A 26,225-nucleotide genomic window follows, 5' to 3' on the forward strand; every position below is an offset into this window, starting at 1 on the left:
TAAGCTCAAAACTTTGAGTTAAAGCCTCTTTATCATTTGCACGTGCTTCAGCTTCAGCTAGAAAACCAGAATCAACTTTCTTATCAAGATCAATATACTGAGCTGCAATTTGATCTACTTTTTTAACTGCAGCTTCAGTTTGGGTTACAACCGGTTCAATTTTTTGATTAATGAGTGTATTAGTTTCTTCACCTAATGCTAATTTAGCGTCCGTTCTGGTGTAGATGAGCTTACGACCTTATTCAAATCTTCATGGCTATTAATTTCTATAGCTGACTTTCGTGCCTTAGGTCGGTTGATTTGTTCTTTATTTACTGTATTAAGATCATTAACTGATTGCTCTAAAACATCAGCAAAGTCTTTGACCAGCTTGTCTGCTACAACAAAAGATTGAGTGATTGGATTAGCTTTTTCTTTTAATAAATCTTCGAAGTCTAAAGCTGGTCTATTATTGACAGCATTAAGCATCTTTTGAAATTCAGTAAGTTTTGGCTGAGGCTTAGCAAACTGTGCTTTTTGCTCTTCAAAGCTTTGCGTAAGAATATCTATGATCTTCTCAATATTTGAATCAATCGTACTTACTTTTTTTTCAACTCGTTTCATACCAATAATGAAACCAAGTTCATCATAAGATAAAACTGGATTATTGTGATTTGAATCTGTCATAACAAAAATGCCCCATACTGATATAGGGCATTTTGAATCATAATTATTTTTGAATTTTTAAGTGTTCCAACCAAAAATTTAATTAAAACTTAATCTTTAGAAAATAATTATTATGATCCAAAACATCTAATTCAATTTGGTATCCTAGATCGATTAGGGACTGTTGTAACTCATTGACTACTGCCATTGTAGCTCTTGATTTTGATAAGGTGAAAGTCATTTCTTTCTGTCCTTTTGCGGCAAGAGAAGTAATAAATACACCTACTTCTTGTTTCAATTCCTCAAGTGTAGATGGCTGTGCAGATTCTGAGATTTTAGCTGCTTCTGCTGCTGAAATAAGGGTCATAACTTAATACTCTATTTAATTAATGATTTTAAGCACTTTGTAAAATATAAATGCCACATGCATTATAATTAATAGAAAGATAATAATTTCAATGGTGTAAAGTTTTATATAAAATCTATTCATTTTTATCATCTGGCTCTACTTCACCTGCTTCAATTAGCGCTAACTTACGCATAAACGCCTCTTCTTTTTTCTTCTTCATATTAGCTTTAGCGATTGCCATTCTTTCTTCAGCACCCGAAATAACAGAACTACGCCGTGCTTGAACTTCCGACTGGTCTTTAAGATCATCTACATCTAAGCCCCAGAACATTGCTTCTGTCTTGGCAATGTTAGAAATGCTGATACTTTGCTTAACGTTTAAATCTACAACTTGACATATAAGTCCCATCTTGAACTTGACTAATGCTAATTGTTCCTCAGTTGGATTATTTAAATTCAGTACTTCATCTCTAATATGAATAACACTATCGATAGTGTCTGTAATTAACTCTCCAAGCTTATGAGCTCTTATACGGTTGTTTTTGACAACCAAAGCTGACTTTAGATAGTTCTCGTTGACTGTAGAACGGCCACCGTTGTTATGACCACTATTTTTTGAGTTTTGACTATTAAATTCAGCAATATTTGACGTTTTTTTGACAGAATTTTGACTATTACTTTTTTCAGTTTTTTCAGTATCTTGTGTATCTTCTTGACCATTGTTTTTTTTGGTCAATTTTTTAATCTCTTTATTAAGCTCCTGAGCTGTCTTTTTGACTAGAGATTTAGCTTTCTTTTTCCATTTCTCCGCAAGTGCTTTACGGCGTACAACGGATGGCGAAGGCATCTCACAACCGAGTTCTTCGCCAACCTGATCAACTAAACCTTGCCACGTAATCTTAGGAGAAGATTCATAGACTTTTTTTAGCCGGTTCCAAATTTCTTCCGAGTATTCAATCTTGCGAGCCATTAAAGTCTATCCCTTATTCAGTAAATAGACCTATTTGTTTTACTTCAGCTATAGCTTGTTGCTGTAAAGAAGCCTTGCTAAAACGTTTTTTATTTTGGATCAGATCAATTAGAGCTTTTTGCTGTAAATCGTTCTCTTCGCGTTGGAATACATCATCGATAGCCATTTCTAAGTTACGGATTTGTTTCGCACGATTTTGTTCACACTCACGCACTATACGCATGAGGGTGTGAAGTTCAGGTAAAACCTTTTCTTGGATAGACTGTTCTTGAGATAAACATGCTTGAATAAGCCCCTTTGAGGCTTCAAGTAACTCAACCGTTAAGGCTTTAGGGAAAGAAGTAATATGCTGTGCCGCAGCCATACTCAATTGAAATGCCATAGCTTGAGTATATTCACTCATCATTTCACCAAGACTGTTAAACAGAATACCTGCTACAGAAGCTGTTTTATCTAGTTCCGGTTCAATCGTAAAACCAAGAATCCAGTCAGCTGAAACACCATATTTTTGACATAGCAAAGAAAGTAATTCTGCATCTGGCATTAACTTACCATTTTCGATTTCACTCATTCGATTTTTATGCGGTGTACCGAATATTTCTAATGCTACGTCTTCTTGACGTAATTGAGCCATGTCACGCGCCATTGCAAGTTTTCTTCCGATAAGTACTCGACGTTGCAAATCGCTCTTTTTCGCCATTTAAATGCTTCTCCCAGCTAACCAATCAAAATCTACAGTTTTTGACAACCAATCAGTTTCATCAGTAAAAACGCACGAAAGCCAGACACAACCCTCTTCACATGGTTCTGCCAGCTTAATTTGTTCACTTATGAAAATATTGTCGTCTTTGAATAACAAGCCATCACCTTTGACACTATCAATTAGTAGTTTTGGATAGTTATCAATATCAAATCGTGGATAAGTTTTAGCGCTGTAAGAACGAGTTTTAAGTGGTGGCTGAACAATTAACCGTATTTCACAAAGTTGATCGATAGCTTTTAACTTAAGTGCTCTAAACATAGGTCCATATTGTTTTTGAACCTTGTCCTTATACTTTTTAGCACCTACTGAAAGACTATTTCTTTGCTTTCCGTTCTGATCAATTGTAGCCCGCCAAATCTCGTTAGCGCTTAATCCATAAGGCAATTTGATTGTGATGTATTGCTTACCAAAAATGATAACACCACCTGTACTTCCCCTATACACACTATTTTCACCATCATTTTCTTTTTCTACATGGCACGGGAAAAACACATGTTTATTTGAGCTAGCTTTATGCTTTTTAACTTTGTCATTACCTGATGAAACACTGAAATCCTTAAAGAATTCCTGTCTTTTATTATTGGAGAAAAACTCGCTCCACTGACGGCGGTTACTTTTTTTAATCATAACGACCTCAAATCAAGCAAGTAAGATTTACATAAACTTGAAGCTCTTCTTGCATGACATAATCCTTAAAAACACTTAGTTCCAGAATTATTAACCGTTAGATTTATTTAGAAGTACCCTTGTTCCAATTCATTATTTTTGTTTGTAAAAAAATGCTCTCTTTTATATATGCAAAATATATTGATCCTCAAAAAAACATCGAGCTGGTCCTACTTACCAATGTGTCAGCACTTTTAGGATAGGGGCCCCTATCATTTCCTTCTTTTTAGTAATTTAATATCCTGATCCTAGACAGTATCGTGGACAACAAATCCCTCTAAATTCTTAAAATATTTCTTCTCAAAGGCTTCAGGGCTTAACCAGCCATTTGCAGAATGTCTTCTGACCCGATTGTAATAAATCTCAATATAGTCAAACAAGACAGCATTCGCTTCTTTTCGAGTGGCAAACACACTGCCATGGACCACATGACCTTTCAATGTATGAAAGAAGCTTTCAGTCACTGCATTATCCCAACAGTTTCCACGTCTAGACATACTCTGAGTACAATCATTTGTCAGTAACAGCGCTCTAAAATCACGACTACAGTACTGTGAACCTTGGTCCGAATGAACCATAACACCAGTTGGATAACCCTGACGAGCCATTGCATAGTTAAACGTATCACACACCAACTGGCGGTCTATTCGATGGCTGGTTTGCCACCCCACGATACGACGACTAAATAGATCCAGCATCACACATAAATACAGCCAACCTTGCTTGGTACGGATATAGGTAATATCCGTTGTCCAAACCTTGTTAGGCTGAATGACTGTAAATTGACGCTCTAACAGATTGGGTGCTGTAGGCAAACGATGGTTTGAATCAGTCGTATGCTTGTATTTACGCGCAATCCTGCTGCGTAAACCCAGATTTTTCAGCATTCTTCCAACAGTGCGTTCACTCATGCTGTAACCTAAATCATGCATGTCATGTACCAATGAAGGTGCACCCAATCGTGCATGATGCTGCCAATATACGGCTTTTAAATCATTATATTTCTCTACCGTATTGGCCTGACGTTTTCGCCAGGCATAATAGCCTGAAGTGCTGACACCTAGGTATTTACAGGCAGAAGATACCGTGACTTCATTCATATCTAGATCTTGAATTACCGTGTACTTTTCTTGGCATGATCTGTTAGAAAGTACACATGCGCTTTTTTTAAGATGTCATTGGCTTCCTTGAGCTGTTTGACTTCTTTCTCTAATTCCAAGATCCGCTGTTGTTCTGGTGAAAGTTGACGTTTGCTTGAACCCACTGGATTGGTTTCACGAATCCATTTGTCTAAAGTTGAATAACCCACACCTAATTTCTGGGCGATTGCAGCTATAGGCTCGTGTGAGTTTGAAAGTGCATAATCAATTGCTTGCTGTTTAAATTCAGCACTAAAACGTTTGGCCATTTCTTGGATCTCCAAAGTTAACGTTACGTTATCTTTAGAGGGAAGTACTGTCCATTATTTTGGCTAGGATCAAATATCAAAATATTAAGATAGTAATTCCTAATAAAAAGGTCTATTTCTTTTTTAAGAAATAGACCTAGCGAAAAAAGCGCTCAAACCTAAAAATGGCTGATTTAGTATTAGCTGCCCTTATTCAAGTTGGTACTATTAAGTAATTTAGAAAATGCTCAATTAACCTCTCTCTTTAAATTTCTCTGCTTCCATCTAGTCCCTACATCTTATGAAATGGACCCCATATTGCATTCATATTCTTGAGCTGCTTCTCTTCGTAGTTAAGCCTTTTTCTGATTAGCTTGAACTTGGGTCGGGGTTAGCTTGTTTGGATTGTATTTTTTTGAGCGTTTTTTGCTGGTTGCTTTAGATTTCATTTGCACCCACCCCCTTTAGCTCTTAACTTTTCAGCAACTAAACGATCAGCTACACGCTTAACTCGATTCCAAACAAAGTTGTGATCAATTTCAGAACGACCTTGATAAATACGTTCAAGTTGAAATGCCGTAACTGAATAATCCACTTCTAAGGCCAGTAAATCCCAATCTTCATTAAAAGCTGTAGCGTAGGGGGTCAATTGGCTTTTCTGTGCCAAAATACGCAATTGGCGAGCATCTGGACCACGTTTTACAACTGGTTTTGGCTTAGATTTGATTAAACCAGTTGAAAGCGCCCATTCGACACAAGTTTCGCAACGACAACATAAACGCTTATACATAGGTCCGGTGCCGTGAGGCATATTGAGATCACGCCCTATAGACTCAACGTGTCGAATTTTATTACCAGGATGTTTCAGCCATTTCTTAACTGCTTTTTCTAATGCTTTTCGCTCCTTAGATTTAGCTGCTACGTTTGAGTAAGCAACTAATGCGTATTCAGATTTTTTCATATCAACAAATGCGTTCACTGTGCTTTACCTCCACCTATACGAGCATCATCCCAATCACATTCCACAATATCTAAGCCATCATGTTGAAATCTTGACCAAAGCCGGTCCCCAAGATCATCGCGAACCTCAGAAAGGCTTAGGTTTGAAATCACTACTGTTGGCTTCATCTCGTCATAACGAGTAAGTAGAACCTTATGAACACTCTCAAGCAGGTGAGGACGTTTTTCAGCACGGTCATGTAAGCCATATTCGTCAATAATTAATAAATCTTTGCCCACATAACGTTTTAGTGCTTCATCTTCGCTATCACCGCTACGGCGATAGGCACCCGCAATATCTTCAGCTAAGTCTGCAGACGTAATGTAAATAGCCTCCCAGTTTTTAATGATGATATTTTTCAGAATAGATGAACCTAGATGGGTTTTACCTGTTCCAGTACGACCAACAAGGAGTAAATTTCTAAAAACACCTGCATTGAAATCCATAGTGAACTTTTCACAAGTTTTACGAGCTTTGTCTTGTCCTTTGTGAGTTACTGCATAGTTGCTAAAGCCGCTATTTACATGTCTTTTAGGGATACCAGCTCGAGCCATTTTCAAATTTAAAATACGAATATTCTTATCGCTTTCATATTTTTCATTTGACTGCTTCATGATTTTTTCAACACAAGACTGACAAACGATTCGACCATGTACATTGATCATTTGTTCTTTGTGGATCTTACAGATCTGGTTTGTATGGGAAATTTTATATTCCAATTTTTGAGGCACTGCGTTCATATCAACTCACCCTTCACAGCTGTGTGAGCAACCGGTTCATATTTCTTTGGCGCTCCCCATTGATCATTTACGTTGCGTGGTAACGATTGATGGTTTGACTGTTGACCAGTAGTCATTTCGGGTTTTTCGTTTAGGTACCAAGATGCTTTGAAGGCACCCCAAGGATTTTGTCTTTTCAAACAATATTCGACGGCTTGCTGAAGTGTGATTCCTGCTTTTTGGGCTTCATTCAAAAGTGCGTCAAAAGCGTTTTCGGTGTTTTGAGCTTTCTTGGCTTTACGTACTTGTAAGAACTCAGCAGCGTCTTTCTCAGGTACACCATTTTTTTTCAAAGCACTCTTGAAACTAAATTTTGCTTGAGTCGATGAATCAACTTCGCCAACGGCGGAGTTGTTATTCCCTTCTGGATTCAGTGAATCAGGATTCAGATTAAGGGAATCAGGATTCAGATTAAAGGAATCAGGAATCAGGGCGTTTTGGTCTGAGATAGAAACAGTTTTAGAACCGTTATCTAACTGTTCTTGTGTGTTTCCACTACTGTTTGCTTGATTCGATTCACTTTCTTGATAACTGTTTTCAACAGCAGAACCAGTATTTTGAGGGGCAAATGGACCTGTTTTATCGTAAAAATGCTTTAAATCAGCTTTATTTAGCTGAATTGCCTTTCCAACAATTGTTTTGTTTTTTGGATTACGTTGATAGACAGTGTAGATGCCATTTCTGTCAGGTAGCTCACTATCTTTCTCAAGACCATGTGGGTTTTGATGTTTAACAAAGTTAACGATATGGATAACATCAATACCATCAGCGTTATATAACTCGATAAAACCAAACTTAGAAATGTTCTCTAACTGTTCTGCAACGTTTATATCGTCTGCAGGAAATAAAGACATTTTGATTTTCTTAGGTCGATTTTCGAGTCGGCCTTCGCGATCTGCTAAAGTCCAAAGCCCTATAAATAGCAATCGTGCTTCATAAGGTAATTCAATAATGTCTTCATTCATAAAGAATGAGGGCTTAATATTTCTAGATCTTGCCATTTCTTAAGCTGCCTCATATAAGTGTTCATGTGCAAAATTTGCACGTACTAAAGCTTCAGAGAATTGAGGAGGTACAGAATTACCTACCATTCTTCCCTGTTCTGTCTTAGTTAATTTGATAGTGTTTCCATGTTCATCGATCCCATGATCAATGATGTAAGTAGGTTCAAAACCTTGTGCAGTGAATAGTTCTCTTGGCTGAAGCATACGGAAGCCAATATCAACAATTTGGTGCAGCTCACCTTTAACCATTACAAGGCCAAAACGATCACGTGTTGGTATCGTACGAAGTGGCTCATGAATGCTATTTCCGTCTTTCTCACTACCGTAGAAGGCAGTTAAAAATGCTTGTACCAATGCAAAATGACCCGCACTTGTAGTAATGGTGTGTAATGGTTCATCTACTGGTTGACCAATGTTGTTATTACGCAGTTTCACCAGGTTGCTGACGACTAAACTGTTATGATCTTTTGCAGTAATCGTATGAAGTGGTTCACGAATATCACTACCAACTACACCCGTATAATGCTTAGCAATGAACGCAGTAACTAACGCATGATGCCCACCTTTCACCCCTGCGCAAATTGTGCGTAAAGGTTCATCAATAGGCATACATCTTGGGCTAGATGCATTTGCACACTCAGTAAGTACTGGGGCAACGCTTTTAACCTTATCCATTGGAACAATAAATGGTTCTGGATTATTGATCACATAACGGACTAAACCATTTGCTATACGGCGACAAGTTGCCTCAACTAGAGGTTTCTTACGAGTAAAAATACTTGGGCAAGGAATCGACCAATCTATACATTCTGCAGTGATTCGCCATGGTTTTAATTTCCCAGCTTTAACTGCTTTGCTATCTGGTGCAGCATGCGTAGGCTTGGGCCAAACTATAGGAAAATTGTCACGGCGAGCAACAAGAAAAAACCGTCTTCTTAGTGTTGGAGATCCTTAATCCCGAGCACTCATTACTCGCCATTCAACTTTATAACCTTGATGACGTAATGCATTAACAAAGCACCTGAATGTTTCACCTTTGTGCTTTTTACTCGGGAATCCATCTTTTCCTAGTCTGCCCCAAGTTTTGAACTCTTCAACGTTCTCGAGCATGATTATACGTGGTCGTGTAAAGTCAGCCCATCTAAGAGCAATCCAAGCTAAACCACGTATTTTCTTTTCAACCGGTTTTCCACCTTTTGCTTTAGAAAAGTGTTTGCAATCTGGACTAAGCCAAACCAGTCCTACAGGCTGATTGTTAGTAACTTTTACAGGGTCAACATCCCAAACATCCTCACAAAAATGACGAGTATTTGGATGATTAGCACGATGCATTGCAATTGCTTTAGGATCGTGGTTAATAGCAATATCAACGGGACGGCCAAAGGCTTTTTCTAAGCCAGTAGATGTTCCACCACCACCTGCAAAATTATCAACAATCAATTCATGAGGTAATAAGTTAAGATTGAGGCACATATTCATAATGCACCACCATTAACTTTTTTAAGCGTTAGTAAAACAGTGAATAATTGACCTGCAGAATATTTAAATGTCTTAACTTCAGTGCACTCAACTAAAAAGCGATGTTCACCAAAATTAACCCTACTTCCTGGTCTATCAAGTGTATAACGGCTCCAACCTTCAGGAATCGGATCACAGGAAAAATGGCCGTAGAATTTTTCAGGTCCACATTTAATGCTACAAAGGGGTTCAGCTACCCAAAAAACTTGATTGAGAAATTTTTTTCTCGCACGAAATTGATTGTTTTCCCCTTCCTTAATTCGCATATTTACCGCTATTTCGCATAATTCCCTATCGCGGATATTTTTAGCTTGGTTGCGGTCAACGATGAGTTTATTTTTCATATCGCTCACCCATCCAATCCAATTAAATTCTTAAATTCAGAAATCACATCTACCAGCATTTTTTCGAGGTATACGTAATCAGGATTTAATTTGGATGGCCCACTTTCCCAAAGCCAGTCTTCACCAAACAGTTCACACATGATTGATCGGTCTTTAAAAGTGAGCTGGTCAAAGAAATTTGAAAAACATTCGAATTCAATTTCTTTAAGGTGTTCATAAAAATTTCTAAGATCTTTTTTGGAAATTGCGCCACTTGATCGACCATCTTTTAATTCAGATAGCTTATTGATAGCTATGTATTCAATTACTTCATTACCATCCTCAACATCTACCCACTTTTCAATTTTAGGAAAAAGTTTATTAAGTAAATAAGGAGCATGGCATTGGGCAATGAACTCTTTAAAAGTTGGTTGACCAACATGAGAAAAGAAAGCGGAACCGGTAAAACTACTTAAAACGACTGTTAGACGTCCACCGCCAGCACTATATAAATTATTTGGATCAACATAAGCTAAAGCCCAGTCTGACTTATATTCACCTATTTTTTTAAAGACGAACTTTTCCATTAAAAGTTCCCCAATGAAATTGTCTTCTCTATATACAATCTGGCTCATGAGGCGCCACCTTGGTTAACTTTATAAGACTTGCCATAGAGGACCGACTCAATAGTGCTAGTACTTACAGCAAATTCTTTTGCCAAATCTTTAACTTTTGAGCCTGATGCACGTTTTTTCCTAACGCTCTCTACTTGCCCTTGATTAAGTTTTGCATTTATATGTGATGCCCCCTGCTTATATCCACCATGCTGAACCCTATCATTTGCATTATCTTGTTTTGTGCCATAAGCTAGATTTTCGTAACGATTATCGGATGGAATCCCATTTAGATGGCGTACTTCTTGATTTTCTGGAACAGGCCCAATAAATGCATCTGCAACAAGTTGATGAACACCAATTGGTCTTGATTTGCCATTACCGATATATACAGAAACGGTGCGATATCCTTTTGAAGTGGTAAATTGCGATAGTTCTTTTGAGTATGAAAAATCAACTCTATTTAGCCCTTTGGCTAACCTACCCTTGCGACGGTGTGTAAAAACTTTCCCATCTGCAGTGACTGAGTAACTGTTAAACGATGGACATCTTTTCATTGATCAATCCTCCGAAAAGAAATACACCAAACCCAAGGGTTTTCATTCCAAGATTCTTTACCTTTTATTGCTTCCCAATGTTTTTGAAAGTTAAGAACTGGGTTATGAGAATTATTGCTTTGCATAGTTGAATCAGTTTTAGGTTTATCAAAACCTTCAGCCTTAGCATCTACATCACTAATTTCATGTAAACGCTCAACACGGATATCAACTATTTCAAGCAAAACACGTGATGCTTTACGAGGCATACGAGAAGATGGCTTCCATCTAACTGGATAACCCTTTCCCTTACAGTCGTAATAAGCAATTTCATTTGGGTTATCTGCTTTGTAGACAAATGACTCATGAGGAGTTCCACCTAAACTTCTAATTTTGGTGCCATACGTCTCTTGAACAAAAAGCTGGTCGCCAATTGCTCCAAAAGGACAAATTTTCTGAAAATAAGAAGATATTTGTGATTTAGAATCTTCTAAACCAAAGAACTCTCCAAGATGTTCAGCTATATCAATTTTTTTTTGAACTTTACTCTTAATAATTCGGCGTGTTTGCGTCTTAGATCCATTTAAAATGGCCCTAACCATTTCTGAATTAAATAAAATTGGACGTACCGTCATGCTGCACCTTCCTGAGCTGGTTTATACAAGCTCACTTGTTCAGCAAAATTCCATGCACGTTTACAGATATTATTTAAAGACGAGCGGCGTTCCTCTAACCATTGTTCACGCCATTTATTTTTCTCAGCTGGATCTTGAATTAAGTCATAAGCTTTATAGAAAGCAGTACGGTCAAGGTAAGAACCTAACAAAACACTGTTAAAGCTATTTACCAGGTCAAACTTTTCTTCATTTCGAACTTGAATATAAGTTTCTTTAAAATTCAACCCAAAATTAGAAACAAACCATTCGTCATGCCCACCAAAAATAAAGAATGGAACATCAAGGTCGTTTTCAATTCCTTTTGCAGAGTATTGACCGTTTCCAAGTACACAAGTAACTAAAGCAGCAATTTTTAAATTTGGCGCTTCAAATGTACATTTATCACTAGGATTTATTAATTCAAAAATCATTGTTCAGTCCCTACCTCAAATCGTAAATCTAAGAAAGCTTGGTTCACTGGACCTACGTAGCGTGACCAGCCAAAGTTTTCTTGCCAAAACCACCAATTGTTCTGCTCGTCACGCTTCCACGGCGTTCCCTCAGAATCAGTGTGATTGGTTCCTAACGGCCAAACCTTTTTTTCTGAAGTCATGAAATCTCCTTTTGTGCATTGAATGCACGATCTAGAAATTTCTCTTCATCGGTTTGAGTGTTTACGATTTGATGCGGGGCATCTTGATTAATAAGACAAGTTGAGCACTGTTCTTCTTTAAAATCAGTGCATTTGCCTGAGCAGGGATGATTTGCTAAATTACTCACGTTCATTCTTCCAAGGGTTTGAACAGCCATAGACCATTTCCTGTTGGCGCAGGGAGTGGTTTTTTATTTCCAGCTAAGTAGATCAAGCTGGACTGATTTATCACTAGCATTTGTATGCCGCGATTTTTCGGCCCGTAAAGGCACTAATTCGAAGGTATCTCTGGTATACCCGTTATCTTTTGACCCACAAAAAACATTTCTGAGAAACTGATATTCAGATTCAGCTTCTGAGACTTTTCTAGTGCAAATGTTTTTTATTACCTCGAGAGAGCTTTTACCTGCCATCTCACCTTCTACTTCTGAAATCTTTTTCTTACACATAGAACGGATGAGATTAGATAAGGAATTCTTGCCTTCAAGTTTGGCAATCCATTCCATCTTTGCTTTTTCTTCTAAAGTTAATTTCGATGATGCATTTGCAAGAAGTTTTTCAGCCATGGTTAGGACATTAGCTAGAATGCGTTGTGATCAATCATCACTGCCTTTCTCGAAAATTGGAAGACGTGTTTCATATAAAAAGAAAGACGTTTTAAAGTATGAGCAAAGCAGGACTGTGCTTAATACAGCGCAACTTGCAACTGTATAAGGATTCAGTTAAGAAATAATTGTAGTTTCCATGATAAATATTGGGTGACAAATAATTAAAATTGCAAAAAGTTTTAGTTGACACTTTTCAAAATTTGCAATAAATTTTGATTACCCAAATCTCTTTAGGACTTAATTATGGATTTATCGAAGAATCCCCCTCCAAGCTATTATGATGCATCACTGAATGATGAAACATTAAGCTTTTTTGCTAACCATATGTTAGAAGTTTTTTCACAAACTACTCAAGATCTTAGTAGAAAAGATGATGATAATTACACTATCAGTTGTGCAATTTTTGGAAGATGCCGTAATAGGTTTGCTCGTGAAATTCGTAGTGGTAATGCCCCATCTCCAACATATTTAGAAGATTCTTCAAATAAATTCACCTTTAAAATTGGAAACACACCTGGTATCCGTTTTTTTAAAGAATCTGATCATTTAAAACCGAAAAGACCAAACTTTTTTAAGCAAAGTTACAATCTAGAATTATTTGAATCTGATTCAAAAGTTCCTGTTTTTTGGCGATTCATTTTGGTTCCAGCTAAAACTGATGACGAAGAAACATTTATCGCTTTTGTTGGTTTTAACCAGAAATTACAGCCGATTACAGCTTGGACATCTAATAAGACTTCTAGATTTATTTTTGATCCAGCGGCTATATTGCCAGAACCAGCAGAATTGAAACGCTATAATATTGATGATCTATTAGCTGATGATGATTTAGATGATGCAAGCGGAATCAAGTAAATCTTCAACAGCAAATAGGCAAAAGTTGATGAGAAAATGAATACTTATTTTAATGGTCTAGAATTGCGGCTCTTACGTCAATTTAATCATTTGTCTTTAGAGGACTTATCAATTCATGTTGGTAAGTCACGCCAATTCTTGCATAAAATTGAAATGAACCAAGTTGTTCCTACACCTGATTTAATTGATGTACTTAGCAACTTCTTCAATGTAAAAACGGATATTTTTTACAGTTCTCATCCGATTTTACAAGAAGAACAAATCAATTTTCGAAGCAACAAAACTGCCAAAATTTTTACAAAGCAATCAGTGATCGCTCAGGGTGAATATTTAAAAAGGTTAGTAGAATTTATAGAGGCAAATTTAAGGCTCCCTAAGTATTCAATACCTTCTGTTGAATCTGTAAAGAATTTTCAAGATATTGAAAATGCTGCGCTTCAATTTAGAAAATATTTTAATTTAGGGTTGGGACCTATTAGCGATATGACTCAATTGACTGAAATGCTTGGAATTTTTGTAACTACTTTTCCAAGTGTTTCAAGCGAAGTCGATGCTCTTTCTATTGCATCTAAAAGACCAATCTTTGTTAATAACGAAATTAGTAGTACTTGTCGCCAGCGTTTTAATTTAGCTCATGAATTAGGACATCTTGTACTACATGATGGTTGTGTTACAGGTGACACTCTCACTGAGTCGCAAGCGCATCGATTTGCTAGTGCTTTACTTATTCCACAAGAAATGATGATTTCTCATTTCCGTAATTGCTTTAATGGTAGATTTAATTGGAATAAATTAAGTGAGATGAAAACAAATTGGAAAATAAGTAAGGCAGCTTTGCTCTATAGAGCTAAATCTTTAGATCTTTTAAATGAAACAAGTTATCGTAGTGGCTTTATTCATTTGAAGCGTACTGGTGAGGCTATTTTAGAGTCAGAAGATCATGAAATACCTAAAGAAGTTCCAACTTTACTAAATACATGTTTCAAAGCTTTAAGTAAAAAAGGAATTTCAGCAATTGATATAGCTAATGAATTAAATATATCTCTAGATCTATTAAATAAAATTACGCAATTAGATTTACAGCCACAAAATCCTTCTAAACTTAAATTAGTTATTTGATTAAAGGCGGTTTAGACCGCCTTTATTTCTTTTAATCTTTCTGCCCAGACAGATTGGTAATTAAAGCAATCAATCTTGCCTTGATAAACCGCCTCAATCATATTCATCGAAGCTCTTAATTCCTCATCTGGAATTTGAACATAACCACCTGTCACATCAATTCTTGGTTTAGCCGTGTGATTAAGAAGTCTTTTTGTCACATAAATATTAAATCTTAAAAGGTTGCATATAGTGGCAAATGTACGGCGGAAATCATGCATTGAAACGTAATAGTCAACTTCCTTACCCACTCTATTCAATAATGTATCTACCTTAGTCGCATGCATATTCCACGAAGTAGGCATCTTAGTAGCTGGGAAAACCCAATCGTTTTCTCTTAATAACCAACGTTCACGCAAAATACTGTGTAGATGATCACCAATAGGAAAAGTATGATCTGAACCATTTTTGGTATCTCTAAAAGTTAAGGTACCATTTTTAATATCTACATCAGCCCACTTTAGACAACATGCCTCCTGTTTACGGCATCCCGTATACATGCACATCAATACGATATCCCGATGCGTGTTTGACCTAGCAGTATTTTCCAGATTCAACTCATCTTCATAATGAAGCACCGCATTGTAATATTTGTGAATGATGTCTTTATGGAGATGTCTATCCCTACTTGCTATTTTATTCCAACCTCTTGTTACGGAAATAATGTCAACTGGATTACTTTTAAGGATCGGGTTCTCATCTGTTGAATAAAGAACATGAATATACTTCCATAAAGTACCTAAAAGAGATACAGCACCATTTGCTGACGACTCACTTACTTCTGATACCTCAATAAATCGATCCAATACTTCTTGCTTAGATATCTGGAAAAGCTTTTTGTTGCCCCACCCTAAATATAAATCAAAGTATTTATGGTATTGCCTAATTGTTTTCGGCCTAAAGTCATTTCTATCAATATAAATTTGAAGAGCTTCATTCACTGTAATATCTAAAGGATTAGCAACATTCTTTAATTTGATAGGCTTTTCATATTCATTGTTTGAAATTTTCGCCAGAATCATCTGAGCTTTTGCTCGAGCATTTGTTGCAGGAATATCGGTGGTTTTACCAATTGTCACTCGATAGAGTTCACCTTTATGCCTCCTTTCAACAATATAGGTTTTACTTTTATTAGTTACCCGAACAGCAAAACCGATCAGTTCTGCATCTCTATATATTTTTTGACCTTTTTCAGTTAATGGAATAGCATCAACAGTAGATTTGTTGAGTTTCATGTCTTAAACCTGTTTTAGCGAACTTTGATTTAACCATGTTTCTCAACAGTCTACAAATAGTCTACAAGCGTTTTTAGTTAACCATAAAATACGTCATTTTCTAACAATAAGCCTTTGTTTTAATTCACTTTAATAAAAATACAAAAACCACAGGCGTATTATAAAAAAAGTAGAATCCACCGAGTCTGGTTTGAATTGTAAGTGATGGGAGCAACTGATAAACCTTATATCTTCAATAAGTTAGAATTTCAGATAGTTGTATGTATATCTACATTAGCACTTACTCGCAACTCAACAATCTACACACAACCTCAAAAGGATGCATCATCAATTGCATATTAAGTAAGAATACACATCAATTTACTGACCGGCGCAATTCTATCATCTAGATAAAAAACTAATAGCTTTATTGCTTTTTAAAATACAAAGCATAAAGCTATCACTATCAATCTTTAATCAAATTTTAATCTCACTTCTTCAATTTTTAGGTCTAGATAATCAATTTATTAAAAGGCTTTTATGTGAAAAGTTTGGCTATAGATAATTAAACAATGGGTAACTTTATTTAAAAGTAGATATACTTCACGCCAAAGTTTGTTCGATACTTCTCAAAATGCCTAACCCCCCTAGCTTTTGGCGCAGTCTTTTCCGTCTCATACATATTTACGCTGGTATTTTTATTGCCCCGATGCTGGCTTACCGTTAATATTCAATGAAATATTATATTTATGATCAGCTTGAAATTTAAAATCAGAACTAATATTAAAGTTTCTTGATTTTCCGGAAAGAATATAACCATTTACGGTATTTACTTTAATCGGATAACTTTTGTTTGAAGTAGTATCTACAAGCGTTAAATTATTTAACAGTGCATGGCGATTGCCAATATTATTAATAGAAAGATAAGCACTATTTTGTTCTTGTTGTATTGACCAAGTCAGCTTAGTCATCGCATCTTTATTGACTACAAACACAGGCAATGATGAGCGAAGCAATACATTTACACCTTGAGAAGCTTTTCGGCTATCAATAGGCTTGGGTAATTCATCAATAATAATACGGTAGGTTTTCTCACCAGAAATTGGTTCCGGCTTAATTCTAACTACCCGTAAATTATAAGAGTCATTAGGTTTTAATTTTAAAAAAGGTGGGCTAATTGCAATATCATCTGTAGGAATTAATTGATCTTGCCCAGCATTTTGGGTCCATTCAAATATACGTACCTGTAAATCAGCACTTTCATTTGACTGGTTATACAAGCTAATTGAAGATGCAGTCTGATCACTCAATATTTCAACATTTACAGGAGAAAGACGTATTGAGGCAGCATTTAACATACTAGGCAAAAATAATAATAAACTTGTAGCAACAAAGATATTTTTTCTCATGATTTGCCCAGAATTACTTTTCTCAAATTAAACTTAAGCTAGCTCTTTCAAATAAGAGCTAGCGTCAACAATGAATAGAACTTATTTAAAATTAATAAGTAACAGTCACAGTCACAGTATCAACATAACTACCAGCACTTGGCAAAGTTGAGCCAGCAGGAATACGGCCATACACGTTCACTGTTTGTACTGCGCCAGTACCTGTACCACTATAGGCTGTTGTTGAAATACCGATTGCTGTTGCACGGTTAGTGTCAGAGAAAAGGTTATAAGGGATATATTCGTTACTTGTTGCACCACCAATCATACGGCGTTGAGTTGTTTGAGCATTTTTGCCTGCATCAAAAGCTAAAGTCCATGGCACAGTATTGTTACATAACACTTTAATAGCTGTACCGCCCGTAGTAGTCGTATCTGCATCTACATTGTTAGCAAGAGAGCTTAAAGTACCAAAATCTAAAACTGCATTAGCAGTTGTACCCGTAGCTGATGTATTCAATACACAACTATTTGTAATTGTTGCTTTAACAGTTAATGTACCTGTAGCCGTTGCAGCATTTGCGACATTGATAGACATTAACCCTATAGCAATTGCTGATAAACCGATGAGAGATTTTTTCATGATTGAAAACCTTTTTACATTACGCCAATAAGAATTAATAGATGTAAAAACTAGCCTTCCCCAATCCAATCACTAGCTTTTCTGACTGTTTTTTCAAAGCGTCTTTTTTTTTACTCTACTGTGCGCGCATCATACAAAAAAACAACAAAAATGCTGATATTAGTTTCATTTTAAATATCTATTAACAATTCAAAATCCGATGGATTTCTCAATTATGTATTTTTATATGGTCTATACCACTTTTTGTAGAAATTTCCGGTAATTTTATTCACTTTTTTATTAGTTTTAATAAAAAATCATAAAATTTCATTAGTTAAATTTTACCATCATTTTTTATAGTTTATCATTTATTAAAATTTCCCTTCCACTAGGAGAGCAAAATTTAAGCTTTTGTTTGTTCTATATATTTTAAATGAATAAGAAAATAATATTCTATGAATAAGAATTCTAAGGAAGTGAAAGGTGATTTAATCACTTTTCCCAAAATTGAGGTAAGAAATGTCATCTAGCTTTAGCAAAAAAGATAAATATGCTTTAAGTATTTCTAAAGACTAAATGAAAAATGAATCCTAAAATTCCCCCTACCATTGCAAAGCCCAGTTGTACATAAGCTTTACCATACCAAGCAAGTCTATTTAATTGATAATTTCCTTCATTCACATTAATCATCCACATATTTTTAATATCCCAACTATGGAATCCTTTTGGTCGTTCTGCAAAAAAATCAAGAATAGGTGTAAATCCTAAAATGAATAAAATGCCCAACAATGGATAGACGATACAACCAGGAAAAATAGGTTTCTTCTTTTGTTCCATGGAATCAAATATTAGGGCAATAATAACTAGTAAAGTTTCAGCTAAAGCTACTTTTTTAAAAGTTTCGAAGTCATAGCCAAGATAGAACATTAAAAACAATAAAAAAATATCAGTAAAAAAAACAGAAAATGTTAAAAATTTCCAGCTCATTTCAAACCCTTACTTGATTTTTTAGAATGCTATATAGTTGTAATAAAATCTATTGAAAATATCCTTTCAATTGACAAATACTATCAAAAAATGTTTAAAAAAACATAAAGCCATTAATTTAAAAGCTAGATTTTTGATCAAACTCATACAAGCAAATTTCAGACTTGATTAAATTTATAAAGTTAAAAAACTTTTTAGATTAATTCCCAGATTTATTTAGATTTTTTTATTAACTAGCTTTTTAAATAATAGTAAGCTTATTTAAAACGTCTAAACCATAAAAAATTCTCATATATTTTATAATCAAAGCAATGATTATAAAAGTTCGTTATTTATAAAACCAACTTTATCTTAAAATTATTACGCCACAACTTTTAGAAAATTAAATACCCTCTATTCAATTTAATCTTAAATATAATCATTTACTATTGATATAAACTCTTACAGCTAACAATTCCCTACTTGTAGTTTAAGCTGCTTCTTGGCAAGGTATGTGCCAGTAAAACATTAGGAATTTGTTCACATATGGCGAGTCCAGCACAAATCATTCGACATAAATTTCTCAATACATTCTTTTCACGCCATTCACTCTGGTTCTTGTGTATTTTTACGGCACTTAGTATCACGTGGTTTAGAACCGTATATACCCCTCATAGTATCTATTATTTTATTTCAGATACTCTACTCAATGGTTTATGGGTCGTTACTGGTGCATTAAGCTTATTGGGTTTATATGACGTCTTACAAAATAGACACTCTATCTTAAGAAATTACCCAATTATGGGTCATTTTCGTTTTTTATTTGAAGATATACGTCCAGAAATTCGCCAATACTTTATTGAAGCCGATCAAGATGCTCTACCTTTCTCGCGTATGCAAAGAAGCTTAGTTTATCAACGTGCAAAAAATGAAAATGCCGATAAACCTTTCGGGTCAATCATAGATGTCTATCAACAAGATTATCGCTTTATTGTTCACTCAATTAGTCCATGCCTACCAGCAGATCCTAAGAGTTTTCGTATTCAAATTGGTAATGCACAATGCCTTCAACCCTATAGTGCATCTATTATGAATATCTCTGCCATGAGCTTTGGTAGTTTAAGTGCAAATGCAATACGTGCATTAAATAAAGGTGCACAGTTGGGTGGGTTTTATCATGACACTGGTGAAGGAAGTCTCAGCCCTTATCATTTAGAAAATGGTGGTGATATTGTCTGGCAAATTGCCAGTGGCTATTTTGGTTGTCGAACTTTAGATGGAAAATTTGACGAACAAAAGTTTGCTAAACAGTCTCAATTGCCACAGATCAAAATGATTGAGTTAAAGCTTTCACAAGGTGCTAAACCCGGGCATGGCGGTATTTTACCTAAGCATAAAATTACTGCTGAAATTGCCGAAATTCGTGGTGTTTCACGTGATCATGACTGTATTTCACCAGCAAAACATTCTAGCTTCTCTACACCAATTGAAATGATGCACTTTTTGCAAAAGTTACGCACTTTATCTGGCGGCAAACCTGTTGGTTTTAAACTATGTATTGGGCAACCTTGGCAGTTTATGAGTATTGTAAAAGCAATGCTTGAAACAAAAATTGTGCCTGATTTTATTGTGGTAGACGGTTCTGAAGGTGGTACTGGTGCAGCACCAATTGAGTTTAGTGACTATATTGGTACTCCCTTACGTGAAGGCTTACGTTTTGTACACAACACGCTTGTAGGTGCTGGACTAAGAGACCAAGTTAAAATTGGTGCAAGCGGTAAAATTATTAGCGCATTTGATATTGCTAGTACTTTTGCATTAGGTGCAGATTGGGTTAACTCAGCGCGCGGTTTTATGTTTGCAGTTGGGTGTATTCAAGCGCAAAGTTGTCATACCAACCAATGTCCTGTAGGTGTAGCAACCCAAGATAAAGACCGTCAAAAAGCACTCCATGTACCTACCAAAGCAGAGCGCGTATTTAATTTCCATAAAAATACATTACATGCTTTATCAGAAATGATTGCTGCTGCCGGTTTACGTCATCCTTCAGATATTAAAGCCCATCATTTGGCTCAACGAGTCAATGACCGTGAAATCAAGAACTATGCTCAATTACATTTCTTCTTGAAAGAAGGAGAACTTTTACAATCTGAACTAAAAAATGATGATGATAATTTTTATTATCGTATGTGGAATATGGCTGATGCCAATCATTTTTAATTCATACTAACTTAATAATTTGAGCATCATATTTAAAATGTGATGCTCTCTCATATTTTAAATTTATATGTGATTTTTGCTTTAAATAGCCTCTTCTTTTAGTTTGTATTTAATATATTTTTCACCTACTATAAAAGTATAAATAATATACATGCTTTAATTTTATTAAATAAATATCCTCAAACTGTAATAACAAGAAGGTATTCACTCATGTTTAAAAAAACATTCATTCCAACTTTTGTTGCTTTTGCTCTAGGATTAAGTAGCTATGCATCGGCTTGTACACGTGCGGTATATTTAGGCAACAATCAACATATTATTACAGCTCGTTCAATGGACTGGAAAGTTGATACTGGCACAAATTTATGGATTTTACCGAGTGGTGTTGCTCGTGATGGAAGTGCAGGACCAAATTCAATTAAATGGACTTCTAAATATGGCAGCGTTATTGCAACAGGTTATGAAGTCTCTACGACCGACGGAATGAATGAAGCTGGTTTAGTCGCTAATGTCTTATGGTTAGTCGAATCTCAGTATCCAGATGTAAAAAATTCTAATAAACCATTATTAAGTATCGCAGCTTGGGCACAGTATGTACTCGATAATTTCGCCACCGTTGATGAAGCCGTTAAAGCTCTTGAGAATGAACCCTATACAATCGTAACAGACAGCGTTCCTGGCGAATCAAGACTCACAACACTTCATTTGTCTATTTCCGATAAAACAGGTGATAGCGCAATCATTGAATATATTGGCGGAAAACAAGTGATTCATCACAGCCGAAGTTATCAAATTATGACTAACTCTCCTACATTTGATAAACAGCTTGCACTTGCTGAATATTGGAAACAAATCGGTGGTACCGTTATGCTTCCGGGTACTAACCGCGCTTCTGACCGTTTTGCACGAGCATCATTTTATATTAATGCAATTCCAAAAAACGACGATATGAAACAAGCTCAGGCTTCTGTATTTAGCGTTATTCGAAATGCCTCTGTTCCATATGGATTAAATACACAAGAAGAGCCTAATATTTCATCGACCCGTTGGAGAACTGTTGCAGACCATAAACAGATGCTTTATTTTTTTGAATCCGCTTTATCCCCCAATGTATTTTGGGTGGACTTGAAGAAAATAAATTTTAAAGATGGTAAAACCCGTAGACTGGATCTCGGTCCCGAGCAGAGCCATATCTATGCTGGAGATGCGACTTCTGATTTTAAAATTGCAAAACCATTTGCTTTTTTAAGCCCAAAAACTCTTTAATAAAGGGTAAAATTTATCACCTATAAGATAAATAATATCTGCTTTCTTGGAATTACATTATGAAAAAAGCCCTATTTTTATTAGGTACTTGTTTGCTTACAACAGCTTGTAGCACGACCTCATATAAATCTACTACCACGACAGCAACATCTGAGCTAAAAACAGCTGGTCAGCTCAATTGCCTACCTACAGAACTTTGTCCAAGCTTACTTGTTAAATGGAATGAGAAACAGAAAAACCAAGTCCGTGTAGATGTACATTTAAGCAGTAGTTATAACTTCTATGATATTAATTCATTAGTATTTGATATTGATGGAAAACAATTTAGCTATAACCCAGCTCAAGCCACTGAGAAAACTACTGTTAGCAGATTTGTTCCTAAACACTCGACCACGTACTTTATTATTCCAAGTCAGTTCTTACAGGAATTCAAAAACGCGAAAAACATTAATGTGTTAGTTAAGACTGATAAAGGTATTATTGAGCGAAATATGTATTCAGAGGTGGATCAGGAAATTTGAACAACACTTATAAGTGATATTTTGCTCCCCAAATGATGTTATAAACATCAATATATGGAGTATTTTATGGCACGTAGACCAAGAAGAAATCATTCAAATGATTTTAAAGCTAAGGTAGCACTTGCTGCGATTAAAGCAGAAAAAACACTTGCTGAATTGAGTGCTGAATTTGATGTTCATCAAAACCAAATTATCGACTGGAAAAATCAACTGATTTCAGCTTCCTCGCAAGCTTTCGATCAATCAAAAGCTCCAACAGAACCACCCATCGATCTAAAAAAACTACATGCAAAAATCGGTGAGCAGGCATTAGAAATTGATTTTTTAGAAGGTGTGTTGAAGAAACTGGGCCGCTTCAACCACAAAAGTTAATCGATGACTCACTTCAGATTTCAGTATCTAAGCAAGCTCAGCTGCTGAAAGTCTCCCGTGGTTGTTATTACTATCGCCCAAAACCTGTGAGTGCATCAGATCTGAAGCTGATGCGGTGTATGGATGAGTTACATATGCAATACCCTTTTGCAGGTAGCCGTATGATGCGTGATTTGTTGAATCGTCAAGGACATCATATAGGACGACGTCATACACGTACTTTAATGAAGAAAATGGGCATTAATGCGTTATATTGCAAACCAAATTTAAGCCAGGCTAATCAAGCTCACCGCAAATATCCATATCTGCTCAAAGGATTGGCTATTCAGCGCAGTAATCAAGTGTGGTCTACGGATATAACGTATATCCCTATGGCAAAAGGCTTTGTTTATTTATGTGCTGTGATTGATTGGCATAGCCGCAAGGTACTTGCGCATAGAGTATCGATTAGTATGGAGGTTACATTTTGCATAGAAACATTAAATGAAGCTATTGAAAAATATGGTCGACCTGAAATATTTAATACAGACCAAGGCAGTCAGTTTACCAGTGATGCATTTATTGATGTATTGAAATCAAATGACATCCAAATCAGCATGGATGGTAAAGGTCGATGGGTTGATAATGTGATGGTTGAACGATTATGGCGGAGCGTTAAATATGAAGAGGTGTATCTCAAAGCCTACAGCAATGTTTTGGATGCGAAGAAGCAATTAAACGCATATTTTGAATTTTATAATTTGAAACGACCTCATTCGAGTCTGGACAAAATGACTCCAGATGAGTTTTACTATGACCAGCTACCACAACAAAATAAGGTAGCTTAACTAGAGCAGAGTATCACTTATAAATAAGCTTTTAGTTGTTCAAACATGTGGGACCACCTCTTTCACCGCAAAAGCAATCTTCTGTGTATAAAAATTTCGTAGAACTTTATCAAAGTTTAAAATAATCATCTGATTTGATTAACTGATGCACTCAATCTATTTACTAGAATGAGTGCATTAATTTTTTAATAATAAAAATGCTTTGGCTTAGCATGTAAAAAGGCTGGAATTAAACCCGTTAAAGCTGCACGTATATCTGCACGTTCATTAATTAATTGATGAGACCCCTCTTCAAGCATTAACAAGGTTTGAAGTCTAAATTTACGGCGAATAAACTCAATGTTATAGCGCCAGTCTACCGTTTGATCTAATGCCCCTTGTGCTAACCAAACAGGAATACGACAAGCTGGACGCTCTTCCATTTCTTGCATCCATTTTGACATTGCTAAAATCCAGTCCATCCCCATCATGCGTGGTTGTAATGGATCTTTTAAACGAACAAAACGTAAAAATTCAGGATTATGATTGTTACGTCTAAAGTGTCTTGGTACTTGGCGTTTAATACGACGAATAATGCCGAGTCCCACTGGGTTATGCCACCATGCTGTTTTAGCTGGTCGAATTAAAGGTGAAAGTAACAGAACTCTATCAACAATTGGATCTTGTCTTTTTTCAGCATACTCGAGCAAGTGATGCATCCAAATTGCTCCACCCGTGCTTTGGCCGATACCCACCCACGGTTTTGGTAACTGATCTGCATGTTTGACATACTGATAAACAGCCATTAGAACTTGCTGGTAATGATCAAAATTTTGAATACTTGCAGGTGAACCATTACTTAAACCATGACCAGGTAAATCATAAGTAATTACACTGAAGCCTTGTTCAAGAATTTCACGGATAATAGGTTGATAAATCCCGCTATGTTCAAGATAGCCATGCAACAAACATACAGTCCCCTGTACTTTGTCTAATTTAGGCTTAAAAACTTGGACATGCAGACGAAATAAAGGCATTTGAACATAGCCTTGCCAATGGTCACAGTCGAGTAAATGCAAACCGTATAATTTGCGGTATGCTAAAAGTTCACGAGAAGGCTCTTCTAATGTATTTAAATTGAGTGGACTTAAAACTTGTGGAGTGAGATCACGGTTAGGTACCGGTAAATCTAATTGTTTTAATACGGCAGGATTGAGAAATGGAATCTCAGACATTAAGGCACCTCTCGACAATCACTTGAACCAAATAACATGTCACGAATTGTCGCAAGTAATTCATAATTTGCACGACGACTATGATCGTAGTTTTGTATACTCGGTTGCCAACGTGTAAGCGGTGTTGGCATAGGGGCAATAACTGGAATCGTTTCGATACCATTCAGAGCAAATAAACGGCGCGTACGTGGCATATGATATTCATCTGTAACTAACATTACTGTAGGCGCACCGCCTTTCTTTTGAAGCAGTAATGAACTAAAACGAGTATTTTCACAAGTATTCATACTTCTTTGTTCTAATAATTTTGTATCGACACCACGTTTTTTTAACCATGCTTGCATATATGGTGCTTCAACACCACTTAATACAATTGGTAGATGGTTTTGCTTTTCAACTTCTAACGTTTTCTCTAGTCTTAAGCGGGTATAACTATTAACTACAATATCTTTGCCATTTTTATCTAAAGTTAAACCGCCACCTAGTACTACAATAGCATACGGTTCTGTTAACTTTTTAGGTTGAGTTGGCAAAGGATTTTTACGGACATATTCAACTTTTTGCTCAGGCTCACTTACCGCTTTTTGATGTTCAGGTACTACAGGTTTTCTTGCTAAAAACTCGGTATATTGTTCAGTAAGAGCCTTGTTTTCAGAACTGTTAATAAAAAGCGCTTCATCTATAGGGCTACTTGTTTCATCAGCTGCATCAATTTCTGAGTTTTTCGCGACTAATGGAACACTTACAGCTGAAGTTTCTTCCTCTTCTTCCATCTCTTGTTCTTTTTCTTCTAAAAGAATAATTTGCTGCAAAGCTTTATAGTTTTCTTGTATGTAGCCCAAGTCTGCTGTCTTTTTTTCACGTATAGCATCTTCGGTAAGCTTTAAATAAGCCTGACGAGCAATCCATAAGTTTGAACCAGGCTCTAAGTTATCACGTTCACTTAATGCAGCTTTTCGCTGGCTTTCCGCTGCCACTTCATTCACATCTACTGGAACAAAATAGTTAAGTCCAGCTACAATAAGTTTTGAATAAAATGGCGAATATAGAAAAACCACGAAACAGCCCAATAGTACAAATAGCACAGTAACTACTTGTACAAAACGTACCATCAAGTGTACTTTTGGCATAG

General features: G+C 36.0%; 28 protein-coding genes and 4 pseudogenes. 8 read left to right on the plus strand and 24 right to left on the minus strand.

Annotation, left to right across the window (positions count from 1 at the left end; translation table 11 throughout):
• Window positions 1-210 precede the first annotated feature (210 nt).
• From CSB87_RS20235 to CSB87_RS02135, 18 genes and pseudogenes are all read right to left on the minus strand, one after another.
• Window positions 211-666 (minus strand): annotated as a pseudogene (locus CSB87_RS20235) (tail tape measure protein); the annotation flags it as partial.
• A gap of 82 nt (window positions 667-748) precedes the next feature.
• Window positions 749-1,012 carry a hypothetical protein gene (locus tag CSB87_RS02055; RefSeq protein ID WP_000172662.1) on the minus strand — a complete coding sequence of 88 codons (264 nt, stop codon included), beginning with the start codon at window positions 1,010-1,012 and terminating at the stop codon, window positions 749-751.
• A gap of 115 nt (window positions 1,013-1,127) precedes the next feature.
• The gene (locus CSB87_RS02060) at window positions 1,128-1,964 is read right to left on the minus strand and encodes a hypothetical protein (protein ID WP_023060554.1); all 837 of its coding nucleotides are present in this window, start codon (window positions 1,962-1,964) and stop codon (window positions 1,128-1,130) included.
• A gap of 13 nt (window positions 1,965-1,977) precedes the next feature.
• Window positions 1,978-2,664, minus strand: coding sequence for a helix-turn-helix domain-containing protein (locus CSB87_RS02065; protein WP_001085639.1), 687 nt, complete (start codon window positions 2,662-2,664; stop codon window positions 1,978-1,980).
• The gene (locus tag CSB87_RS02070) at window positions 2,665-3,354 is read right to left on the minus strand and encodes a RusA family crossover junction endodeoxyribonuclease (protein WP_000592656.1); all 690 of its coding nucleotides are present in this window, start codon (window positions 3,352-3,354) and stop codon (window positions 2,665-2,667) included.
• A 287-nt stretch (window positions 3,355-3,641) separates the two neighbouring features.
• Window positions 3,642-4,801, minus strand: a protein-coding gene (locus tag CSB87_RS02075) for an IS3 family transposase (RefSeq protein ID WP_085945698.1) whose coding sequence is annotated in 2 segments (ribosomal slippage) — window positions 3,642-4,567 and window positions 4,567-4,801 — 1,161 coding nt in all. Because the reading frame shifts where the segments join, the coding sequence is not laid out codon by codon here.
• A gap of 424 nt (window positions 4,802-5,225) precedes the next feature.
• Entirely contained in the window at window positions 5,226-5,759 is a 534-nt protein-coding gene (locus CSB87_RS02080) for a hypothetical protein (RefSeq protein ID WP_000991091.1), read from the minus strand.
• Window positions 5,756-6,520: an ATP-binding protein gene (locus tag CSB87_RS02085; RefSeq protein WP_000994862.1), complete on the minus strand. Its 765-nt coding sequence runs from the start codon at window positions 6,518-6,520 to the stop codon at window positions 5,756-5,758. Before CSB87_RS02085 ends, CSB87_RS02080 begins: the two co-directional genes overlap by 4 nt.
• Complete coding sequence (locus CSB87_RS02090; protein WP_000124477.1) at window positions 6,517-7,560, minus strand: hypothetical protein; 1,044 nt, start codon at window positions 7,558-7,560, stop codon at window positions 6,517-6,519. The genes CSB87_RS02085 and CSB87_RS02090 overlap by 4 nt, the downstream gene beginning before the upstream one ends.
• Before the next feature lie 3 nt (window positions 7,561-7,563).
• A pseudogene (locus tag CSB87_RS02095) lies at window positions 7,564-9,042 on the minus strand (DNA cytosine methyltransferase).
• Window positions 9,039-9,425 (minus strand): hypothetical protein, encoded by a 387-nt coding sequence (locus tag CSB87_RS02100; protein ID WP_004708298.1) that lies wholly within the window; start codon window positions 9,423-9,425, stop codon window positions 9,039-9,041. The pseudogene CSB87_RS02095 and the gene CSB87_RS02100 overlap by 4 nt, the downstream one beginning before the upstream one ends.
• Window positions 9,426-9,430: 5 nt before the next feature.
• On the minus strand, window positions 9,431-10,039 hold the full coding sequence (locus CSB87_RS02105; RefSeq protein WP_000078469.1) for a hypothetical protein: 609 nt from the start codon (window positions 10,037-10,039) through the stop codon (window positions 9,431-9,433).
• A complete protein-coding gene (locus tag CSB87_RS02110) occupies window positions 10,036-10,575 on the minus strand; it encodes an HNH endonuclease (RefSeq protein ID WP_000817336.1) in 540 nt (179 codons plus the stop codon). Before CSB87_RS02110 ends, CSB87_RS02105 begins: the two co-directional genes overlap by 4 nt.
• Window positions 10,572-11,189: a hypothetical protein gene (locus CSB87_RS02115; protein WP_000218435.1), complete on the minus strand. Its 618-nt coding sequence runs from the start codon at window positions 11,187-11,189 to the stop codon at window positions 10,572-10,574. Before CSB87_RS02115 ends, CSB87_RS02110 begins: the two co-directional genes overlap by 4 nt.
• A complete protein-coding gene (locus CSB87_RS02120; RefSeq protein ID WP_000575726.1) occupies window positions 11,186-11,641 on the minus strand; it encodes a hypothetical protein in 456 nt (151 codons plus the stop codon). The genes CSB87_RS02115 and CSB87_RS02120 overlap by 4 nt, the downstream gene beginning before the upstream one ends.
• Window positions 11,638-11,823, minus strand: a complete 186-nt coding sequence (locus tag CSB87_RS02125) for a hypothetical protein (RefSeq protein ID WP_000200037.1) — start codon at window positions 11,821-11,823, stop codon at window positions 11,638-11,640. The genes CSB87_RS02120 and CSB87_RS02125 overlap by 4 nt, the downstream gene beginning before the upstream one ends.
• Window positions 11,820-12,020: a hypothetical protein gene (locus CSB87_RS02130; protein WP_000290738.1), complete on the minus strand. Its 201-nt coding sequence runs from the start codon at window positions 12,018-12,020 to the stop codon at window positions 11,820-11,822. The genes CSB87_RS02125 and CSB87_RS02130 overlap by 4 nt, the downstream gene beginning before the upstream one ends.
• Window positions 12,021-12,053: 33 nt before the next feature.
• A complete protein-coding gene (locus CSB87_RS02135) occupies window positions 12,054-12,428 on the minus strand; it encodes a hypothetical protein (RefSeq protein ID WP_000818521.1) in 375 nt (124 codons plus the stop codon).
• Window positions 12,429-12,435: 7 nt separating this feature from the next.
• On the opposite strand from CSB87_RS02135, the pseudogene CSB87_RS02140 reads away from it, so the two are divergent.
• The 3 genes and pseudogenes from CSB87_RS02140 to CSB87_RS02150 form a co-directional block, all read left to right on the plus strand.
• Window positions 12,436-12,576: pseudogene (locus CSB87_RS02140) on the plus strand (DNA-binding protein); the annotation flags it as partial.
• 137 nt (window positions 12,577-12,713) lie between these two features.
• A complete protein-coding gene (locus CSB87_RS02145; protein WP_000365984.1) occupies window positions 12,714-13,325 on the plus strand; it encodes a hypothetical protein in 612 nt (203 codons plus the stop codon).
• Between the two features lie 36 nt (window positions 13,326-13,361).
• A complete protein-coding gene (locus CSB87_RS02150) occupies window positions 13,362-14,444 on the plus strand; it encodes an XRE family transcriptional regulator (RefSeq protein WP_001099514.1) in 1,083 nt (360 codons plus the stop codon).
• 11 nt (window positions 14,445-14,455) lie between these two features.
• Here CSB87_RS02150 and CSB87_RS02155 read toward each other — a convergent pair whose 3' ends face one another.
• On the minus strand, window positions 14,456-15,718 hold the full coding sequence (locus tag CSB87_RS02155; RefSeq protein WP_031952659.1) for a tyrosine-type recombinase/integrase: 1,263 nt from the start codon (window positions 15,716-15,718) through the stop codon (window positions 14,456-14,458).
• Between the two features lie 613 nt (window positions 15,719-16,331).
• Between CSB87_RS02155 and CSB87_RS20240 the strand changes: the two are divergent.
• Window positions 16,332-16,412, plus strand: a pseudogene (locus CSB87_RS20240) (hypothetical protein); the annotation flags it as partial.
• On the opposite strand, the gene CSB87_RS02160 reads toward CSB87_RS20240, so the two are convergent.
• From CSB87_RS02160 to CSB87_RS02170, 3 genes are all read right to left on the minus strand, one after another.
• Entirely contained in the window at window positions 16,396-17,106 is a 711-nt protein-coding gene (locus tag CSB87_RS02160) for a molecular chaperone (protein ID WP_106105017.1), read from the minus strand. The pseudogene CSB87_RS20240 and the gene CSB87_RS02160 overlap by 17 nt on opposite strands.
• A gap of 91 nt (window positions 17,107-17,197) precedes the next feature.
• Window positions 17,198-17,728 (minus strand): spore coat U domain-containing protein, encoded by a 531-nt coding sequence (locus CSB87_RS02165; RefSeq protein ID WP_031952669.1) that lies wholly within the window; start codon window positions 17,726-17,728, stop codon window positions 17,198-17,200.
• A 534-nt stretch (window positions 17,729-18,262) separates the two neighbouring features.
• The gene (locus tag CSB87_RS02170; protein WP_004886671.1) at window positions 18,263-18,694 is read right to left on the minus strand and encodes a hypothetical protein; all 432 of its coding nucleotides are present in this window, start codon (window positions 18,692-18,694) and stop codon (window positions 18,263-18,265) included.
• Between the two features lie 525 nt (window positions 18,695-19,219).
• Here CSB87_RS02170 and CSB87_RS02175 point away from each other — a divergent pair.
• From CSB87_RS02175 to CSB87_RS02190, 4 genes are all read left to right on the plus strand, one after another.
• Complete coding sequence (locus tag CSB87_RS02175; protein WP_031952671.1) at window positions 19,220-20,893, plus strand: FMN-binding glutamate synthase family protein; 1,674 nt, start codon at window positions 19,220-19,222, stop codon at window positions 20,891-20,893.
• 210 nt (window positions 20,894-21,103) lie between these two features.
• Window positions 21,104-22,159 carry a linear amide C-N hydrolase gene (locus CSB87_RS02180; protein WP_031952673.1) on the plus strand — a complete coding sequence of 352 codons (1,056 nt, stop codon included), beginning with the start codon at window positions 21,104-21,106 and terminating at the stop codon, window positions 22,157-22,159.
• A gap of 56 nt (window positions 22,160-22,215) precedes the next feature.
• Window positions 22,216-22,680 carry a hypothetical protein gene (locus CSB87_RS02185; RefSeq protein ID WP_079377783.1) on the plus strand — a complete coding sequence of 155 codons (465 nt, stop codon included), beginning with the start codon at window positions 22,216-22,218 and terminating at the stop codon, window positions 22,678-22,680.
• A 54-nt stretch (window positions 22,681-22,734) separates the two neighbouring features.
• Window positions 22,735-23,879, plus strand: a protein-coding gene (locus CSB87_RS02190; RefSeq protein WP_085944219.1) for an IS3 family transposase whose coding sequence is annotated in 2 segments (ribosomal slippage) — window positions 22,735-22,999 and window positions 22,999-23,879 — 1,146 coding nt in all. Because the reading frame shifts where the segments join, the coding sequence is not laid out codon by codon here.
• A gap of 185 nt (window positions 23,880-24,064) precedes the next feature.
• Here the strand turns inward: CSB87_RS02190 and CSB87_RS02195 are convergent.
• Together CSB87_RS02195 and CSB87_RS02200 are read right to left on the minus strand one after the other, a co-directional pair.
• Window positions 24,065-25,093: an alpha/beta hydrolase gene (locus tag CSB87_RS02195; protein WP_002052112.1), complete on the minus strand. Its 1,029-nt coding sequence runs from the start codon at window positions 25,091-25,093 to the stop codon at window positions 24,065-24,067.
• On the minus strand, window positions 25,093-26,223 hold the full coding sequence (locus CSB87_RS02200; protein ID WP_106105018.1) for a YdcF family protein: 1,131 nt from the start codon (window positions 26,221-26,223) through the stop codon (window positions 25,093-25,095). Before CSB87_RS02200 ends, CSB87_RS02195 begins: the two co-directional genes overlap by 1 nt.
• Window positions 26,224-26,225 lie beyond the last annotated feature (2 nt).

The sequence above is a fragment of the Acinetobacter sp. AR_0276 genome (genome assembly GCF_003000705.1).
GTDB classification, from domain to species: Bacteria; Pseudomonadota; Gammaproteobacteria; order Pseudomonadales; family Moraxellaceae; genus Acinetobacter; species Acinetobacter nosocomialis.

Coding starts and splice junctions, on each gene's coding strand:
- CSB87_RS02055 (WP_000172662.1), bottom strand. CDS start 1,012: ATGACCCTTATTTCAGCAGCAGAAGCAGCTAAAATCTCAGAATCTGCA.
- CSB87_RS02060 (WP_023060554.1), bottom strand. CDS start 1,964: ATGGCTCGCAAGATTGAATACTCGGAAGAAATTTGGAACCGGCTAAAA.
- CSB87_RS02065 (WP_001085639.1), bottom strand. CDS start 2,664: ATGGCGAAAAAGAGCGATTTGCAACGTCGAGTACTTATCGGAAGAAAA.
- CSB87_RS02070 (WP_000592656.1), bottom strand. CDS start 3,354: ATGATTAAAAAAAGTAACCGCCGTCAGTGGAGCGAGTTTTTCTCCAAT.
- CSB87_RS02085 (WP_000994862.1), bottom strand. CDS start 6,520: ATGAACGCAGTGCCTCAAAAATTGGAATATAAAATTTCCCATACAAAC.
- CSB87_RS02090 (WP_000124477.1), bottom strand. CDS start 7,560: ATGGCAAGATCTAGAAATATTAAGCCCTCATTCTTTATGAATGAAGAC.
- CSB87_RS02100 (WP_004708298.1), bottom strand. CDS start 9,425: ATGAAAAATAAACTCATCGTTGACCGCAACCAAGCTAAAAATATCCGC.
- CSB87_RS02105 (WP_000078469.1), bottom strand. CDS start 10,039: ATGAGCCAGATTGTATATAGAGAAGACAATTTCATTGGGGAACTTTTA.
- CSB87_RS02110 (WP_000817336.1), bottom strand. CDS start 10,575: ATGAAAAGATGTCCATCGTTTAACAGTTACTCAGTCACTGCAGATGGG.
- CSB87_RS02115 (WP_000218435.1), bottom strand. CDS start 11,189: ATGACGGTACGTCCAATTTTATTTAATTCAGAAATGGTTAGGGCCATT.
- CSB87_RS02120 (WP_000575726.1), bottom strand. CDS start 11,641: ATGATTTTTGAATTAATAAATCCTAGTGATAAATGTACATTTGAAGCG.
- CSB87_RS02125 (WP_000200037.1), bottom strand. CDS start 11,823: ATGACTTCAGAAAAAAAGGTTTGGCCGTTAGGAACCAATCACACTGAT.
- CSB87_RS02130 (WP_000290738.1), bottom strand. CDS start 12,020: ATGGCTGTTCAAACCCTTGGAAGAATGAACGTGAGTAATTTAGCAAAT.
- CSB87_RS02135 (WP_000818521.1), bottom strand. CDS start 12,428: ATGGCTGAAAAACTTCTTGCAAATGCATCATCGAAATTAACTTTAGAA.
- CSB87_RS02145 (WP_000365984.1), top strand. CDS start 12,714: ATGGATTTATCGAAGAATCCCCCTCCAAGCTATTATGATGCATCACTG.
- CSB87_RS02150 (WP_001099514.1), top strand. CDS start 13,362: ATGAATACTTATTTTAATGGTCTAGAATTGCGGCTCTTACGTCAATTT.
- CSB87_RS02155 (WP_031952659.1), bottom strand. CDS start 15,718: ATGAAACTCAACAAATCTACTGTTGATGCTATTCCATTAACTGAAAAA.
- CSB87_RS02160 (WP_106105017.1), bottom strand. CDS start 17,106: ATGAGAAAAAATATCTTTGTTGCTACAAGTTTATTATTATTTTTGCCT.
- CSB87_RS02165 (WP_031952669.1), bottom strand. CDS start 17,728: ATGAAAAAATCTCTCATCGGTTTATCAGCAATTGCTATAGGGTTAATG.
- CSB87_RS02170 (WP_004886671.1), bottom strand. CDS start 18,694: ATGAGCTGGAAATTTTTAACATTTTCTGTTTTTTTTACTGATATTTTT.
- CSB87_RS02175 (WP_031952671.1), top strand. CDS start 19,220: ATGGCGAGTCCAGCACAAATCATTCGACATAAATTTCTCAATACATTC.
- CSB87_RS02180 (WP_031952673.1), top strand. CDS start 21,104: ATGTTTAAAAAAACATTCATTCCAACTTTTGTTGCTTTTGCTCTAGGA.
- CSB87_RS02195 (WP_002052112.1), bottom strand. CDS start 25,093: ATGTCTGAGATTCCATTTCTCAATCCTGCCGTATTAAAACAATTAGAT.
- CSB87_RS02200 (WP_106105018.1), bottom strand. CDS start 26,223: ATGCCAAAAGTACACTTGATGGTACGTTTTGTACAAGTAGTTACTGTG.